16 protein-coding genes are annotated in these 15,601 nt (G+C 48.9%); 2 read left to right on the forward strand and 14 right to left on the reverse strand.

The window, feature by feature from the left end:
* Window positions 1–2: 2 nt before the first annotated feature.
* Genes V4534_04130 through tsaD form a run of 10 tightly spaced genes read right to left on the reverse strand, consistent with a single transcriptional unit; the run spans window position 3 to window position 11,005 of the window.
* Entirely contained in the window at window positions 3–1,217 is a 1,215-nt protein-coding gene (locus V4534_04130) for a hypothetical protein (protein MES2504047.1), read from the reverse strand.
* An 11-nt stretch (window positions 1,218–1,228) separates the two neighbouring features.
* Window positions 1,229–1,852: a type II secretion system protein GspJ gene (locus V4534_04135; GenBank protein MES2504048.1), complete on the reverse strand. Its 624-nt coding sequence runs from the start codon at window positions 1,850–1,852 to the stop codon at window positions 1,229–1,231.
* Window positions 1,849–2,496: a prepilin-type N-terminal cleavage/methylation domain-containing protein gene (locus V4534_04140; GenBank protein MES2504049.1), complete on the reverse strand. Its 648-nt coding sequence runs from the start codon at window positions 2,494–2,496 to the stop codon at window positions 1,849–1,851. The genes V4534_04135 and V4534_04140 overlap by 4 nt, the downstream gene beginning before the upstream one ends.
* On the reverse strand, window positions 2,471–3,142 hold the full coding sequence (locus V4534_04145) for a prepilin-type N-terminal cleavage/methylation domain-containing protein (GenBank protein ID MES2504050.1): 672 nt from the start codon (window positions 3,140–3,142) through the stop codon (window positions 2,471–2,473). The genes V4534_04140 and V4534_04145 overlap by 26 nt, the downstream gene beginning before the upstream one ends.
* Entirely contained in the window at window positions 3,060–3,434 is a 375-nt protein-coding gene (locus tag V4534_04150) for a type II secretion system protein GspG (protein MES2504051.1), read from the reverse strand. Before V4534_04150 ends, V4534_04145 begins: the two co-directional genes overlap by 83 nt.
* A 12-nt stretch (window positions 3,435–3,446) precedes the next feature.
* Complete coding sequence (gene gspF / locus V4534_04155) at window positions 3,447–4,688, reverse strand: type II secretion system inner membrane protein GspF (GenBank protein ID MES2504052.1); 1,242 nt, start codon at window positions 4,686–4,688, stop codon at window positions 3,447–3,449.
* A gap of 6 nt (window positions 4,689–4,694) precedes the next feature.
* Window positions 4,695–6,434, reverse strand: a complete 1,740-nt coding sequence (gene gspE / locus V4534_04160; GenBank protein MES2504053.1) for a type II secretion system ATPase GspE — start codon at window positions 6,432–6,434, stop codon at window positions 4,695–4,697.
* Window positions 6,431–8,944 carry a type II secretion system secretin GspD gene (gene gspD / locus V4534_04165; GenBank protein ID MES2504054.1) on the reverse strand — a complete coding sequence of 838 codons (2,514 nt, stop codon included), beginning with the start codon at window positions 8,942–8,944 and terminating at the stop codon, window positions 6,431–6,433. The genes gspE and gspD overlap by 4 nt, the downstream gene beginning before the upstream one ends.
* Window positions 8,945–8,952: 8 nt before the next feature.
* A complete protein-coding gene (gene gspC, locus V4534_04170) occupies window positions 8,953–9,960 on the reverse strand; it encodes a type II secretion system protein GspC (protein MES2504055.1) in 1,008 nt (335 codons plus the stop codon).
* Window positions 9,961–10,003: 43 nt separating this feature from the next.
* A complete protein-coding gene (tsaD, locus tag V4534_04175; GenBank protein MES2504056.1) occupies window positions 10,004–11,005 on the reverse strand; it encodes a tRNA (adenosine(37)-N6)-threonylcarbamoyltransferase complex transferase subunit TsaD in 1,002 nt (333 codons plus the stop codon).
* Between the two features lie 40 nt (window positions 11,006–11,045).
* On the opposite strand from tsaD, the gene V4534_04180 reads away from it, so the two are divergent.
* Window positions 11,046–11,426: a hypothetical protein gene (locus V4534_04180; GenBank protein ID MES2504057.1), complete on the forward strand. Its 381-nt coding sequence runs from the start codon at window positions 11,046–11,048 to the stop codon at window positions 11,424–11,426.
* Here V4534_04180 and rlmB read toward each other — a convergent pair.
* Complete coding sequence (rlmB, locus tag V4534_04185; GenBank protein ID MES2504058.1) at window positions 11,423–12,142, reverse strand: 23S rRNA (guanosine(2251)-2'-O)-methyltransferase RlmB; 720 nt, start codon at window positions 12,140–12,142, stop codon at window positions 11,423–11,425. The genes V4534_04180 and rlmB overlap by 4 nt on opposite strands.
* Window positions 12,139–12,378 carry a hypothetical protein gene (locus V4534_04190; protein MES2504059.1) on the reverse strand — a complete coding sequence of 80 codons (240 nt, stop codon included), beginning with the start codon at window positions 12,376–12,378 and terminating at the stop codon, window positions 12,139–12,141. Before V4534_04190 ends, rlmB begins: the two co-directional genes overlap by 4 nt.
* A 38-nt stretch (window positions 12,379–12,416) precedes the next feature.
* Between V4534_04190 and V4534_04195 the strand changes: the two genes are divergently transcribed.
* Entirely contained in the window at window positions 12,417–12,953 is a 537-nt protein-coding gene (locus V4534_04195; protein ID MES2504060.1) for a YqgE/AlgH family protein, read from the forward strand.
* Here the strand turns inward: V4534_04195 and V4534_04200 are convergent.
* Both V4534_04200 and V4534_04205 read right to left on the reverse strand, forming a co-directional pair.
* Complete coding sequence (locus V4534_04200; protein MES2504061.1) at window positions 12,922–15,135, reverse strand: UvrD-helicase domain-containing protein; 2,214 nt, start codon at window positions 15,133–15,135, stop codon at window positions 12,922–12,924. The genes V4534_04195 and V4534_04200 overlap by 32 nt on opposite strands.
* Window positions 15,132–15,575, reverse strand: a complete 444-nt coding sequence (locus V4534_04205; protein ID MES2504062.1) for a DMT family transporter — start codon at window positions 15,573–15,575, stop codon at window positions 15,132–15,134. The genes V4534_04200 and V4534_04205 overlap by 4 nt, the downstream gene beginning before the upstream one ends.
* Between the last annotated feature and the right edge of the window lie 26 nt (window positions 15,576–15,601).

Here is a 15,601-nt window from a genome sequence, read left to right on the forward strand (position 1 = left end):
CTTCACTGACCTCTAAAATAAAAACGTTCCTGCTGACCTGAGTTAATACGCGTAACCAAGGTCAAAGTCCGACTCACACCGCCCACCGTTGCCTGAGATTTCAACCGAAAATACTTGGATTCCACTCCCAAAGCACCTTCGCATTGTTTTGTATCCACCGACAGAGGTAACTTTGTTAAAAATGCCACAAAACCTTTCACGCTGACGGGTCCTTGCCCAGTACCCTTGTACTCCATCCATCGTTTCACGGCGGAGTCTACCCAGTCTTGACTCGCCAAACTGGGGTCTTGATCATTTTTTGCACAATATCTAATTAACGGCTCTATCACCGGTTCTTTGGCGGATAAGATATTAATTTTGGGGCTGTCGCCATAAATCGTCAGCGCAGGGCCAAAGGCTTGCATGTGCCTATCTGTAAAGCCATGCACCAAGTTTAATTCGTCTAAGCCGTCTAGATTAGCGTTTTTAGGGCGAATACCTTTGTCGCCGAGATAAATTTCTTGTTCCGAGCCGCCAAAAGGTGAACCCCAGCTATCGCCGGTGGCGTGAGGATTAATGCGAACCTCATCGACGTCCAGATAGTCATAAATATTGGCGATTAAGTCAGGCCGATCTATCTTTTTAAATAGGTAGTTATACTTGAGCGGCGCCACTAAAGCAGCCATCAGCTTTCTAGTTCTAAGTTTAGCGTCCGTCTGCATGTCAGGCCATTTTCGAATTGAGATCTTGCTTTCCTCATCGACAACGGCAACTGAAAACGAGCCTTCGAATGCCCCGAAGCCACCTTCAGGTGCGATGAAAAAGCCGCCAGTGGAACGGGTTTTGCCCTCTTTTTCCTTCATGAGCTTTTCGAGTTTGATTTTCTCTTCTTCTTTGCGCTTTTTGACGGCATCGCTGACGTCAACACCTAAGGTGGTTTGTAAATCACCAGACGCGAGGCCTTGGAACAAACCGCTGTCTATGGCGAGCATTTCCCAAACGGTGGGTTTGGGAAGCGGCACACCCATCTCAGCGAACTGCGTGAAGTAAATTTGGATTTTACTTTGAATGATTAAAAAGAGCTGGCCTAAGTTGAGGCCGCTTTGCGCCATGGCCTCAGCCTTGAGCGCATCGCGTTGGCGCAACGCCACTTGATAACTGCCGTTTTGGTCAATCAATAAATCAGTCACGACAGCAGAAATGATGGCCAATGAAACGACCACCATCAATAGAGCCATGCCTCTTGCCCTCACTGGCCTAGAAAGATTGGGGTGGTTAGCCAAATCTCTGTCTCCGTGGTAATTTTTTCAATTTCGTCTTCGTTCAATTTAGCGGTGAGCTCAATGCGAACCCGAGACGGCAGGCTCATGTCAGCAACGGGTTTGCCCTCGGTTTTCCATTGACTGTCCCAGGCGCTGGTCGTCTGATTCCAGTACTTAAACAGCAGGCCATCAACTTTAGGGCACACTAGGCGCGCTTTGCCGGTTTCAAAGAGAGTTCTGCCTGGATTTTCTTTTTCGCGGCGCATTAAATTACCATCTTTTAAGAAGTAAGTGATTTCTCTTTCACCGCTTTCTTTAGCATCCTGGCGATGTTGCAAACCTCCAAAAGCCACAAAACCGACGCTGCTTTTCTCGCCTTTAAACTGCGTATCCATCACCAGATTAGGGTTTCGATTGGTGCTCACGTAGGCCATGCTAATTTCAGAAGACATGCGAGACAGAGCCTGTCTAATTAAGTGATGTCTGCCCGAAATGCCCTCAGCTTTATCTCTTACATCGATAGACGATGTCAGGCTGGACATCAAGATAACGCCCATCATGCCAAGCAGCGCAGCGGCGATTAAGATTTCTATGAGCGAGAAAGCTCTCATGGCTTACCCATCCCAGCAGGACCTGTTTGGTTGCTTGGTGGACTTTGCGGTTTTTGCTGACCAGGCATACCACCGACGGTATCAGGCAGCATGGCTGCTAGCGCAGAAATAGGCTTTAAATCCGTCACATGAGTAACAACTTTCAAATCCTCGTCCACTTCGCCATCTTTCCAGCGAACGATTAATACCAGCTCGCGGATTGAATCTCCCAACGTGGTTGAAACAAGCCCAAAAAATGGCGCGAGCATATTGGCCCCAAACTCAGCGCCCATTTGATTGGGGTCTTTGCCCTGGGCTTTCATGGCTTTGGTGATGGCCTCAGGACTTGGCGGTGGCATGTTAAACCTCACGCCATGACACTCCCAGCGGTAGTCTTCTTGACCTTCCTCTGCAAAAGTTCCCTCGCTCGAATAGTCGCCTACGGTAAAGCCCTTTTTGAGTAGGTCGTACTTGCATTCGACAAGTTTTTCCCGGGCCAACTGCGTTGCAATGTTTAAAGCTCTGCCCTTCGCAGCCAGTCGAATCGACCGAGCCTGCGCCTCGAACAGGTAAATCAATGACAAGCCCATAATCGCCATCGCAATCATGACTTCCATGAGAGAAAACCCACGATGGCCCCTATATCTTTTCAATGGGCAACTCATGGTCTTCAATCAACACAGTTCCGGTCAAAGGCTCAACGATCAGATCATAGAGTCTGTTGCCTGCGGGATCATCCGACAAGACAATCTGGGCTTCTTCGGTAAAACCATCGGGAAAGAAGTACAAAGCCACCTGCCCCTTGGTTACCCTCTCTTCAAACCTATCGATCCAAACGCTTCTAAAATAAACATCTTCGGGCAATTTCTGTTTTTGGCCCAGCTCGTCTTCGACTGCTTTAAAATCAGGGTTTTTTATATTTTTAACAGCTTCAGGATCTCGCTCACGTTCTTCCTGCTCAATTTCTTCTTCTTTTTGCGATTTCACGATCACATTGTCGGCCGATTCTTCGACCCAATATTCATTTGTTTCCAAGTCGAAAACAATGCGCGCAGTCTTGCCTGATAGAGATGCTCGGGCATAGGTGTCCCGAATCAGCCCAAGCATCTGGTTGGCAGAGCTTTTCAGCTTACTGCCCGTAATCGATCGAAATGTCGGAATCGCGATGGCCGTGAAGATACCCACCAAGGCCAAAACGATCATAATTTCGAGAAGGGTAAAACCTCGTTTAGTCGTCCCAGTTGCCAACGTCATCCTCTGTATCTGGCTGGCCATCCGGACCGTTCGACACGACGTCGCAGCTCTTTGCATTATGTGTGCCTGGGCAAACAAAACGGTATTCGTTGCCCCACGGGTCTACCGGCGCTTTTTCCACATCGCCATTTTTAATCAAATCTTCCCAAGAATCCGGCGCTTTTCGGCGTTCAGCTTTGTAAATTACCAATTTTTGGGCCAAACCAGCTGCTTCCGTACGGGCAGCACTTTTTTGACCTTTTTCCATTTGTCCAAAGACCGCCACCGCTATACCGGCCACAATCAAACCGATCAAAGCCATCACGATCATGATCTCAATCAGCGAAAATCCTCTAACAGCACTTTTCATATTCATCTCCTACTATTTAACAAGTTGATTCATTTGCATAATGGGTGTCAAGATCGCAAACACAATAAAACCTACACTCGTACCCATGAATGCTATCATCAGAGGTTCTAAAAGGCTGGTTAAAGTGGTGACTTTGAGTGTCACTTGTTGTTCATAGGCAATCGCGATGCGCGTCAGCATGGTTTCGAGTTGGCCCGATTTTTCGCCAATGGCAATCATATGCGTCACCATGGGTGGAAATACACCACTACGCTTTAAAGGCGTCGCAATGTCTTCCCCTTCTCGAACGGCTTCGCGCACGGAATCAATGGCCTTTTCCAGCACATCGTTGGAAACGATATTTCGTACAATTTGCAAGGCATTCAGCAGTGGAACACCGCTGGCAAGCAGAGTCGATAGCGTTCTTGAAAATCTAGCGACAGCAATCAACTGCGTGACCGGACCTAAAAGAGGCACCCGCATCCTAAAGTTGTCCCATTTAGCCCTGCCCTTCGGCGTTTTTTTCCAACGCATAAAAGCATATACAGCGCCAATCGCCACGATCAAAATCAGCCACCAAAAACCGCTCAAAATATCACTAACGGTAATCAGCACTCGGGTCATGAGCGGCAATTTCACTTTGGCCCGCAAAAATATCTGGGAGATGCGCGGTACCACAGTGGTGAGCATCATCACCATGATAACCACCGAAACCAGCGCCATCACCGCCGGATAGGCCATGGCACTTAAAATCTTGCCGCGCAGCTGGGCCTGATTTTCCATGAAATCAGCCAGGCGCTCCAAAACGACTTCTAAAGCGCCTGAAGATTCACCAGCTCTCACCATATTGATATAGATTGAGCTGAAAATCTTGTGCTTTTCCATCGCATTCGCGAGCGAGGAGCCTTCATTCACATTCGATCGAATCTCTGAATAGACCCGCTTTAACTTTTCGTTCTCGATTTGGTCTAAAAGAGCGGTGAGTGATTCAACCAGCGGCACACCGGCTTGCAGTAAAATCGCCATTTGCCGAGTGGTCGAAGCAATATCCTGCAGCTTGATGCGACCAAAAAACGAATCTAACCGGATGGTCTGTTTTAAAAACCCCTTGCCGGGTTTGGTTAGCGTCGCGCCTACAGCCGCTTCGGTAACATCCGTTGCCAAAATGCCCTCTTTCCGCAGGAGCATGCGCAGGGATTTAACGCCGTCAGCATCGCGAATGCCTTTGACGCTTTTGCCACCCGCACCATAACCTTTGTACTCGTAAACAGGCATATTATCTTATTCTACCACCAAATTTTCTTCACGCGTGACACGGGTGACTTCTTCTAAAGTCGTAATACCAGCCAGCACCTTTTGGGCGCCATCTTCTCGAAGCGTGACCATGCCCTGCTCTCTGGCTTTGTTCTTAATGGTCGCTGAATCGGCATTCTGCAAAATCAGCTGTCTGATATTCTCTTCTACAAGCATCAACTCGAAAATACCGAGCCGGCCCAAATAGCCTGTATTTTGGCAGTTGCCGCAGCCCTTGCCGCGCCAAAGTTTTTTCACAGTCTTGGGATCAAGTCCGATTTCCAGAAGCTCTTCGGCGCGTGGTTCATACTCTTCTCTACAATCGGGGCAAATGGTTCGGACCAAGCGTTGCGCCAACACGGCCATTAAAGAGCTCGCGACCAAGAATGGCTCAACCTGCATATCAACCAATCGGCTGATCGCGCCTGGCGCATCGTTGGTATGAACGGTTGAAAACACCAAGTGACCCGTCAACGAAGCCTGTACGGCGATTTCAGCGGTGGTTCTATCTCGAATTTCACCAACCATGATGACGTCTGGATCTTGACGCAAGAAAGCTCTCAGGCCACTCGCAAACGTTAAGTCGATCTTTGTATTAACCTGGACTTGACCGACACCCGGCAGTTGATATTCAACCGGATCTTCGATGGTTAAGATGTTCAGTTCGGGCTTATTAATTTTAGACAAGCAGCCATACAAAGTCGAAGTTTTCCCAGAACCCGTAGGTCCCGAAACCAAAAAGATGCCATGCGAAGAATGGATGATTTGATCGATAGACTTCAGAATTCGACCCGAAAAACCAATATCTTCCAAACTGCGTAGCACGCTGGAGCGATCGAGCAGACGCATGACGATGCGCTCGCCATAACCCGTCGGCACGCTGGACACACGAACGTCAAAATCTTTACCCGCAACCTTAAGCCGAATACGGCCATCCTGAGGCAGACGCTTTTCGGCAATATTCAGGCCCGCCATAATCTTCAAACGCGAGATAATCGAGTTTTGAAAACGCTTGGGCGGCTTAATAATCTCGTACAAAATACCATCAATGCGAAAACGGACGATTAAATCGCGTTCAAAAGGCTCAACATGAATATCACTTGCCCTATCTTTCACTGCCTGGCTGATGAGTGAGTTAACCAAGCGGATAATCGGCGCTTCGTCATCGCCTTCGATATCGAGCAAATCGACGACTTCGTCTTCCAAGCCGCCTTTGAGGCTTTCGGTATCACTTGATTCTTCAAGTTCGGCGACCGCGGTTTCGGCTTGCCGGATCAACCGATCGTAAGACTTATTAATTGAGTTGATAATCAACTCAGGCGCCGCAATCTCGAGATCTAGCTCTTTACCATACAAAAGCCGAAGCTCATCGTAAGCGCCCATATCGAATGGGTCGAAACACGCCAAACGAATGTGATCCTGAGGCGTTAAACCTATCGGCAGAATGCGATTCTGCTTGGCGAAAGTGATCGGAATCGGCCGCAAAAGATCTGGGTCGATCTGCTCAACATCAATCGATTCAATAAAAGGTAAATCGGACTGAATCGCCAAAGCCTTAGCCAACTGAACGTTTGTTAGTACTTTAGAAGTCACCAACATCTCACCCAGGCGAGCGCCTTTTTCTTTCTGCAAAGTCAGTGCGTGCGTGAGCTGACCTTCGGTCACACCAAACAACGCTTTAACCACTTCACCTAATGGCTTTCCCCAAAATGGTTTGTCGTTCATCATGGCGTGACCGGAATGGGAGCGGGTTCAGGCAGCTGCATAGGAGGCTGGTCGATGATCACCGTTTCCGTTGGCTGCAGGGGTGTTGGCGCTGGCGTTTCAGATGGAGGCGCTTCAACAGGCAGTGAGGAATCAAGAGTTTGCACTTTGTGCTTTTCCAAATCATCATGAACCGCCGGCGCTTCGATCAAGGTTTCACCGGGAAGACCGGGTCCACCATTCTCCGTTTTAGCCATTTCTTCCTTAACTTGGTCGATCAAAGCAGTTACCGGACCGACTTTCTTTTCATAGTCTACGTGTGGATCGAAAGTAGTAATCTTGTTACCGAAGTAGAGCTTACCGAATTCTTCACGTTCCTGCGATTTGCGATCGTAGATTTTACGAAGGTCGGCATCATCGCGGATTACATAAGGCGTTAGAACGAGCATCAAATTCTTCTTAAACTTAACTTTGGAAGTCGTCTTAAATAAGTGACCTAGAATCGGGATGTCACCCAGAAACGGAACCTTTGTCTCGCTGGTGCTATAGCTTTCGCTAATCAATCCACCAAGTACGATTGTTTGTTGATCCTTCGCCGACACAATGGTTTTCGCTGTCTTGGTGCTAAATTTATACTGGGTCGATCCTAGTAGCTGAACTTGCTCACCGACGTCGCTGACATCTTGCTCAATTTCCATGCGTACCATGTTGTCGTCGTTGACGTGCGGCGTGATGGTAAACTTCAACTTAGGTTCTTCATATTTGACGTTTTGAAGTGGAATGCCGATGCCGCCCGCCCCTGTGCCCAGGCCCATCGTGGAGGCACCACTAATCGTCGGGATCCTCTGACCAACTGACATTTCGGCCTTTTCATTGTCCAAGGTCATGAGCGAGGGTGTCGATAGGATATCCGCGTTCGAATACTGCTGAGCAAGCTTAAGTATTGCTCCAACACCAGGAACGGTTATCGTTTGTCCGTTCAGATTGAGGGTTTGCCCAGAGCCTACAAATCCCAGCGTGCTGAGAAAGGGAGCCAGGCCTTGCGCTGCGGCCGCAGTAGCGCCACCACCGTTTGGAGCAAGTGACGCTCCAATGGCCGTAAACATGTCTTTCGCTAATTTTTCACCTGCACCTGTGGCCAATATTCCAACCCCTGCTCCCGCAACAGGGATAGCGCCGAATGCCCCTACACCGTAGTCTTTATTATCAGACACAGTGATTTCCATAATGGCGGCCTCAACATATATTTGAATGCGTTTACGGTCTAACTTCGCAATAACCTTGACCACGGTTTTGTAATCTCTAGGACTAGCAACGATTACAAGCGAGTTGGTTGCCTCGTCAGCGCTAATTTTGGTATCGCCTTCCAGGACTTCTTCACGGCCGAAATTGCCTGGCTGGCTACCCGCTCGACCAGATTTAACGCCTTGTAAAAGGGCAGTTAAAGTCGCTGCGATTTTCTTCGAATCACCGTTCTTCAAATGGTAAACGTAGATTTCGCCTTTGGAAGATGCGCCGCTAGATGGTACGTCCAACACGTCGATCATGTCTTTGATTCGGTCGAAGGCTTTATCGGACGAGATAATGATCAGCTTGTTGGTGCGCTCATCGGCGATCATTTTCTGTAGCGAGAAGTTCTCACCAGCTGCTGCACCCCGAGCTCTTGGCGGGCCGAAATCATCGTAGGGAGATCTTGGCCTGCTATTATCGTTTGATTTACCACCGGTGAAAATATCGTTCAGCTTTGTTTGAATCTGGACGGCGTCTGCGTGAACCAAATCAACAATATGGATGCGGTTGGCGGCGCCTGAGACGTCTACGCCAGCTAAAATCTTCATCACGCGTCGAATGTTGGATGAACCGTCAGTGATAACCAAGAAAGTTTCACCAACGACAATGACATCGCCGACTCTGGAGATTAAGCCTTTGACCAAGGATTGACCTACGTCTTTGGTTAGGTGCTTTAGATCATATAGATAGGTCACCATGCCTTCATCATTTGGCAACGTGGCTTTTTCATCGACCACAGGAATCGGCTGGCGGGGCGAATCAACGCGCTTGATAATTTTGTAATAATCGCCAGTCTTGAAAAGGCTCAGCTCGTTGGCTTCCAAAGTGGATTGGAATGCTTGCCATGCTTGATCCACAGTTATCGGCGTGCGACTGATAATCGAGATTTCTTGGGAAGGCTTAACACCGCTGGCAATAATAAAGTTACGGCAAGTTAAGCGGCTAACTTGATCCACTAAATCGGACAGCTTGGCTTTTTCCAGGTTCCACGGAAATTTGCCTTTGGGCCTGACGCACTTGGTGGGCACGACCTTAGCAATATCATTGTTATTAGCGTTTCTTTGTGCGGACCTGGCCGGGCGTCCACTGTCCCTGCCCATAGGACGAGGCGGTGGCGGGATATCCTCACCACGGAGCGGCGCGATGGGCAGTTCATCGTCGGGAAGAGGACCAAATTGCTGTTGAGCGCTCACGGTTAGTGAGAAAAAAATCAGAGCTAAAAACCTGCACATATGTTTTTTCATCTTCATCATTATCTTGGGCGACCTTGAATAGCGATTTCGGTGGAGGTTGAGGTACCGCCACGTTTGTAGTCAATATTAAGTTGGCTCGCGGTTGAACGCATTTGATAAAGTTCCAGAGCTTTGTCTGGGCTGTTCAACTCGTAGCCGTTTATCTTGGTGATAATATCACCGTCTTGAAGGCCAACTTTCGCGTAAAGTGAGCCAGGTGCAATGTTAAACAGCTTAAATCCAACCGATTTACCGTCTTCAAATGCCGGGACAATACGAGCCTGCGTGGCCAATTGCGAGAGGTTACCCATGGTGGCGTCAAAGTCTTTGGCTTCAATTTCAAATTTATTTTGGCCTACTTTTCGTAAAGTTGAGCCGAGATTGTCCGAACTGGTTGGCGGCGCGAATATCTTTCGGCTTGGGGCCACCGGCACAAAGCCGTCATGTAGCGCAAGATACTCATAACGCCGCGCATTTTCGTTGAAAATAATCACGCGGTCTTCTTCAATTCGCTTAATGGTCGCAGCATCCAGTAATCGATTGCAAGGGGCGAGCGGCGCTGCCACGGAAGGTCCCAAAATATCGATAAACAGCGGATCCATCGGCGCGCTATCGGTTGGGCATTCGTTGACAGAATACGACTGGACGTTGCCGCCAGCTTCAATGGACGCCAAGGAGTATTGAGGGAAAATAAATACGGCGGTTGCGATTAACCTGGCACCCAAAGTCGTAGGCACTGCATCCTCCCAATTACCACTGCTTTCAACGTCGTTAAGCTCAAGAAGAGAAATAGCTTCACGTTTAGAGCCAAACATATTGCGGTTAGCAGCACTCGCAAAATCGCGTTTTTCGCGAGTTGGTCCCAGAGCTAAAGGCTTTACTTTTGGTTTAGCAGCGACATCTGCCGATAACGACTTGGAAATCCGATGACCTACCCAAAGATTCACCGTGCTTGCCGTTAAATAAGCACAGACGGCTAAAAAGCCAAGCCGCGCCATCCAGAATCGCCCTTTGAATCGCCACTGCATCGTGGTTGGCTTTCTATGTCTGACTGCCTAAAAAGTCCAGCAATTAATAAGCAGAACTTGCCCTGACGGGTAAATCCAGTCCCGACTCCTCGCCCAGTTTAAACCTTCTTAGAGCAGCCCTGGCAATCATCACAGCATTATCCGTGCAATGCTTTTTTTCAGGCAAATAGACATGAAAGCCCTCGGCGCGCAAGATTTCAGCGTCCGCCCGAATGCGAGAGTTCGCAGCGACACCACCGCCAATCACCAATTTATCAACATTATGGCGCTGCAAAGCGATTTTGGCCTTCGCAAGCAGCGTTTGAGATATGGTACTTTGCAAGCTAGCGCAAAAGTCTTTCTTCTCCTGCTCATTCAATGCCAGCTTTTCAATCATCAATTTAGCCGCGGTCTTTAAGCCCGAAAAAGAATACTCAAGCGATTCTTTAGATCTAAAAGCAATCGGGAAAGCATAACGTTGTGCATCACCTTCCTGTGCTAATGCATCTATTTCTTTGCCGGCGGGATAAGGCAAGCCCAGCATACGACCAATCTTATCAAACGCCTCACCAGCGGCGTCATCGCGTGTTTGCCCTAGTGTGGTGATATGATACGCCTCATCCACCAGATAAATAGCCGAGTGACCGCCCGAGACAATTAGCCCAATAAAAGGTGGCTTTGGGAAATCCGGCTCCCCAAACCCAGCAAGCAAATGACCTTCAATATGATGAATACCCAAAATCGGAATATCGATTGCCTGTGCAAATCCTTTGGCAAATTGCACGCCCACCAATAAAGAACCAATCAACCCAGGTCGGTTGGTGGCCGCAATAGCTTCGATTTGATTTGGCTGCAAAGCCGCCTGCTTCAAAGCAGCATCGACCATCAAAGCAATGCGCGCCAAGTGCTGGCGTGAAGCAAGTTCAGGCACAATGCCGCCGAAAGGCGAGTGCGGCTTTATCTGGGAGTGTATGACATCAGCCAACACATCTCCTTCAGAATTTAAAATCGCCACAGCACAATCATCACAACTGGATTCAATGGCTAATAAAAATTTGGGGTTCATTTGGAGGTGTTCATAGCTTGTTTAAGGTAAAGTGATAAGCATGAAAACAATTCTTGGTTTGGTAGCAATCCTATTGTCCGTAAACTGCTCGGATGCGCCTGCACCCTCCCCCATTCAAATCATCGACCAATATAATAGTTATCAAAAATGTAAGTATCAAAACTGTCTTAAGAGCGGACAGACCAGCTGCACCGACAATCAGATTTCCACCTACACCAGCGGCCAACTCAACGCGTTGACCAATGACTGCAACTATAATGATAAGACGAACCTACTGTCGGTCACGCAATGCCGCGCATTGGAATATTGCTCCGGCGGCCCAGTCTGCTCGGTGGTCCAGGTGTCAGGCAACTGCCAGACTGCATGGAAAGGTTTCACCAGTGCAGGCGGCCTTAGCGTAGATTCGAGCGAGCTGTTTTAAAGCGAAGCGCGTTGCCTTACCACTTCATATAGAAGCACCGTTAGCGCGTCTGCGGCGTTCAGACTCATATCTTTGCTCTGCATCGGGATTTGCAAAAGCTCATCGCAGTTGTCCATCACTTGCGGCCTAAGCCCTTTTTCTTCATTGCCCACGACCAAAGCCACTGGCTTGGTCAAATCGCATTTCCAAGTTGGCACTTTCGCCTTATCGCTGGTGCCGATAATCCATAGGCCGGCCTTTTTAAGACTTTCGAGCGCGCGATTCAGGTTGGTGACCTGAGCGACGGGTATGCGAGACAGTGCCCCAACGGCAGCTTTTTCAGCTGTGGCAGTCACTTCGGCCGCGCGATCTTTTGGGATAATCAGCGCCTGCGCGCCCATGGCGAAGGCTGCTCTGGCAGCTCTGCCTAGATTTCTGGGGTCTTCGATACTATCCAGAACCACACATAAGGTCGGCTCCATGGCAATCACATCGCTCAAATCCACATAGGGAAACGGGCGGACTTCTAAGGCGACGCCTTGATGCACAGCGTCTACGCCAAACTGGTCCTTGAACTTATTACGCGTCCAGGTTTCCACGGGAATTCTGGCAGCTTTAGCATCCGCCACCGCGCTATCTTTTTCCCCGCCTTCTTGAATGCATAGCTTAATGGCTCTGCTGGGTTGAAATTTGAGAATAGCGGAAACGGCATGCGTGCCGAAACTGAATGATTTCATGAAATTTTGCTCGATTTCTTTTTCTTTTTGGGGTCTTTATTTAATGAGGTTTTATTGGATACAACTTCCACTTTGAGGCCTTTCTTCTCAGCTGGAATCAATTTGATTTTGGCATGAATTTCCAAAGTTGAATCAGCTAAGAGCGCCTCCAAAAAGGAACGCCACTCTCTGGCAATGACTTGCAAGATATCCTGCTTGGTCTTGTCCGCTTGAGCCCAAATTGAATAGATGTCCATGGTTGCAGGGTTAACAGATTTTGTCCTAACATGCACTCATGTTCCATTCACTTGCACCTTGCCTGCTCTTGTCTCTACCAGACACCGTCATGCTCTTGGCCATGCACCAAGACGATAGCGCCATGGGATTTGTGCTGAACAGGCAGACGCAGCTCTCGTTTCATGAGCTGATGATGGATCTATCGATTACGCCTCAAATCCCCGACCGTAGGGTCTTATGGGGTGGGCCTGTTTCCAAAAACTCAGGCTTTCTTTTATATGAGCACGCAGCGGGTCAGCCTTTAGATGAAGGTCTTTATATTACCGATACGGTGTCGCTCTCGCCGTCCAAAAAGTTACTAGAACGTGCCGCTTTGGGCGAAGTCACAGGCAGGTTCGATCTAATTCTTGGCTATATGGGTTTTGGGCCGGGTCAGCTCGAACGCGAGCTTAAGCATGGCACTTATTTGCACACACCTTTTTTCGAAGACATAGCTTTTAAAACGCCCCTTTCGGAGCGGTTCAATCATGGCTTCAGCCAGATTGGCCTAACGCCCATCGCTTTTATGAACGTTCAGGGCGGCGCACAGGCATAAGTTTTTCGAAAGTGGTTTGAGAAGACTCGCGGCCCTGTTTCACCAGACGCATTAAGCTTAAACCGCGGTCGGCCTCTTCTAAATCAACAATATAGACAGCGTGCTTGGCGCGAGTAACGCCTACATATAATAGCCGTGGCAGTTCAGCGTCCGCCTTTTGGCGCTTTCTTTGCCGTACCAAATCGATGGGCGCTGGATATTTCTTCTTCTCGTCACTTGTCTGTGGGGCACATAGCGCTAACGGCCTGTTTTTATGCGTTACAGCAAGACCAACGGTTGGGTCAAATACGATGGCATCGGAATCACTCGGTGGCGTACTCGCCAAATCGGCTAAAATTACAACCGGAAACTCTAGGCCCTTTGATTGATGCAGCGTCATAATCTGTACCGCTTGTTCACTGCTGCCGAAAGCTTCCGCTAAGCCTTCCTTGGGAGGCCTGTCTAACTTGCTCCACAAATCTCGAATTTTGACATCGTAGTTTTCAAGCACATCTATTAATAGAGTCCTCAGCTTGAGAATATTAGGCAGTTGGCTTGCAGGCATAGCCACTGCGTATCCGCCATCGATTAGCAATCGATCGATGATTTCAGCCACTCTTAGCGTACCAAGTAAACCACGCAACTCATCAAAAATCGGGGGCATTGTCTGATGCTCCCAGTCAACCAATGCCGAATCGGGCAACTGACAAAAAGGCGAGCGCATTAAAATTAATTTGGGCAACGGCGCTGTCGGCTCAATCAAAAAATACAAAGCTGCGGCAAAATCGCAAATCTCTTGCCGGGAGTAAAAACCTTCCCCCCCGTAAACACGTGCGGGAATGTCCAAGGCATGTAGCTCTGCAGCCATGGGCCATGCCGTTTTGATGCGCCTGACCAGCACAACAATATCGCTGGGTTGGTAACTGCCAGACGCAATCAATCTCTGCACATCCTCGGCCCATTTTGCGCCCCAAATGGCGCCAGCTTCGCCATGATACTCGTGCATCGATTCAAGCATGTCTTCGTCGCCGAAATCGGGTAATGTTGCTTTGGCGAGCAAATTCACAAGCTCAATCACCGCCCCGCCCGAGCGCCTAGAAAGCGTTAAACTTTCGCGAGTGCCCGATACGCGATCAAAAACACTGGCATCAGCCCCTCTAAATCCATAGATGCTTTGCTTAGGATCACCCACGATAAATAGCTCAGCTTGCCTAGTTAACAATCTCACCAACTGCTCTTGGATGGGGCTGGTATCTTGATATTCGTCGACCAGTACAAACTTGAACTTGCTATCGGTGCGCGTCAAAATACGTTTGGACAAGACCAACAAATCGCCAAAACCAAACACGCGATTAGCCATTTTATGCTCGTCCATGCGCTCAGCATAATCAGCCAGCAAGCCTCGAATCGCCTCAGCATCCGGTCTAGTATATTGTCCGCATAACGCAGCGCCGAGCTTCAAAACAGAATCGATTAAAGCGCCACGCAGAGCGGTGTCGCCAAAGCGACCGGCAAGCCTGGCCCGCATATCTCTAAAAGCTACGCTAAAAGCGGGCTCACTGCTCATATCGATGGCGGTAAATACGTCTAGGTCAGACAAGAAGCCTACGAGTTTTTCACGTGCGCCATCGCTTAACTTCGAATTCCAAAACGCTTCGTAGTTTTGCCTGATTTCGCCGAGACAGCTTTTAATATCGATGTCACCGGCGATGCCCGCGAGACCACAATCCATCGGCTCTAGACCCTGCTCTCTTATGTCAGGCAAGAGCGATACCAGCGTATCAGCCAAGCCTTTAGAATCGCCAAAGCCTCTGATCTGAAAGCGTGCGATTAAACGACCAATATCGCTTCGGCCGCTTTCGAGCTTTGAAAGAATCACTTGTTCAGCAATGGTGAAACATAGCTTTTCATCGTCAATCGGCGACAGCAACTCGAACTCGCCGATATCATCACCCACAATCTGTGCGCACAGTGCATGAAAAGTACAAATAGGCGCAGAGAGTAAACCTCTGGGGGATATCCCCAGCTCTTGGACCTTAGAAATAACGCGAGCGCGCATTTCTGCCGCTGCTTTTTGCGTGAAGGTGATGGCCAATATCTCGTAAGGTCGATGCTTTTTTAGGCACTCGATATAAGCCTGAACCAGCGTATAGGTTTTACCCGTTCCTGCACCAGCAATGACAACGCGCCCTGAATCTGTCATCTGGCAACCAATATCACCCCGGCCAAAGCAATCGCAGCGCCTACCAATTTAGTCATTGTTAATGGCATGCCGTCCACGACAACATCCCAGACCAAGGACGTCACCACCTGCGCGGTTACGAACGAAATAAACACGGCCAAGGCGCCAATCTGGTTCATGCAAACCGGGATGCCAAAGATAACCGAAAAGCCGAACAGGCCTGGGAAAATATACCACCACTTAAATTGAAACGGCGTACCATTTCCCGCGATAAACCCGCCAACGCGCTCGGGGAAATTCTGCGCGAAGGCAAGCAGCGCGCCGACGGTCAGTAAAATAACAAACGCATTGATTAACAAAACCATGGCAATACCAAATTGCTGGCTGAGTTGTTTATTTAAGGTATTTTGGAGAACACTCATTACACCTATGGCAATAGGCGCTAAGAAATAGAAGGACATGCCAACTACTTAGGGAAACAGCGCAC

The sequence above is a fragment of the Myxococcota bacterium genome, from assembly GCA_040387835.1.
Taxonomy (GTDB): Bacteria; Myxococcota; UBA727; order UBA727; family JABDBI01; genus JAZKCZ01.

Coding starts and splice junctions, on each gene's coding strand:
- gspE (MES2504053.1), bottom strand. CDS start 6,434: ATGATGAACGACAAACCATTTTGGGGAAAGCCATTAGGTGAAGTGGTT.
- V4534_04140 (MES2504049.1), bottom strand. CDS start 2,496: ATGAGTTGCCCATTGAAAAGATATAGGGGCCATCGTGGGTTTTCTCTC.
- V4534_04200 (MES2504061.1), bottom strand. CDS start 15,135: ATGACAGATTCAGGGCGCGTTGTCATTGCTGGTGCAGGAACGGGTAAA.
- V4534_04145 (MES2504050.1), bottom strand. CDS start 3,142: ATGCAAAGAGCTGCGACGTCGTGTCGAACGGTCCGGATGGCCAGCCAG.
- gspF (MES2504052.1), bottom strand. CDS start 4,688: ATGCCTGTTTACGAGTACAAAGGTTATGGTGCGGGTGGCAAAAGCGTC.
- rlmB (MES2504058.1), bottom strand. CDS start 12,142: ATGAAATCATTCAGTTTCGGCACGCATGCCGTTTCCGCTATTCTCAAA.
- V4534_04150 (MES2504051.1), bottom strand. CDS start 3,434: ATGAAAAGTGCTGTTAGAGGATTTTCGCTGATTGAGATCATGATCGTG.
- V4534_04135 (MES2504048.1), bottom strand. CDS start 1,852: ATGAGAGCTTTCTCGCTCATAGAAATCTTAATCGCCGCTGCGCTGCTT.
- gspD (MES2504054.1), bottom strand. CDS start 8,944: ATGAAAAAACATATGTGCAGGTTTTTAGCTCTGATTTTTTTCTCACTA.
- gspC (MES2504055.1), bottom strand. CDS start 9,960: ATGCAGTGGCGATTCAAAGGGCGATTCTGGATGGCGCGGCTTGGCTTT.
- V4534_04195 (MES2504060.1), top strand. CDS start 12,417: ATGTTCCATTCACTTGCACCTTGCCTGCTCTTGTCTCTACCAGACACC.
- tsaD (MES2504056.1), bottom strand. CDS start 11,005: ATGAACCCCAAATTTTTATTAGCCATTGAATCCAGTTGTGATGATTGT.
- V4534_04180 (MES2504057.1), top strand. CDS start 11,046: ATGAAAACAATTCTTGGTTTGGTAGCAATCCTATTGTCCGTAAACTGC.
- V4534_04190 (MES2504059.1), bottom strand. CDS start 12,378: ATGGACATCTATTCAATTTGGGCTCAAGCGGACAAGACCAAGCAGGAT.
- V4534_04205 (MES2504062.1), bottom strand. CDS start 15,575: ATGTCCTTCTATTTCTTAGCGCCTATTGCCATAGGTGTAATGAGTGTT.
- V4534_04130 (MES2504047.1), bottom strand. CDS start 1,217: ATGGCTCTATTGATGGTGGTCGTTTCATTGGCCATCATTTCTGCTGTC.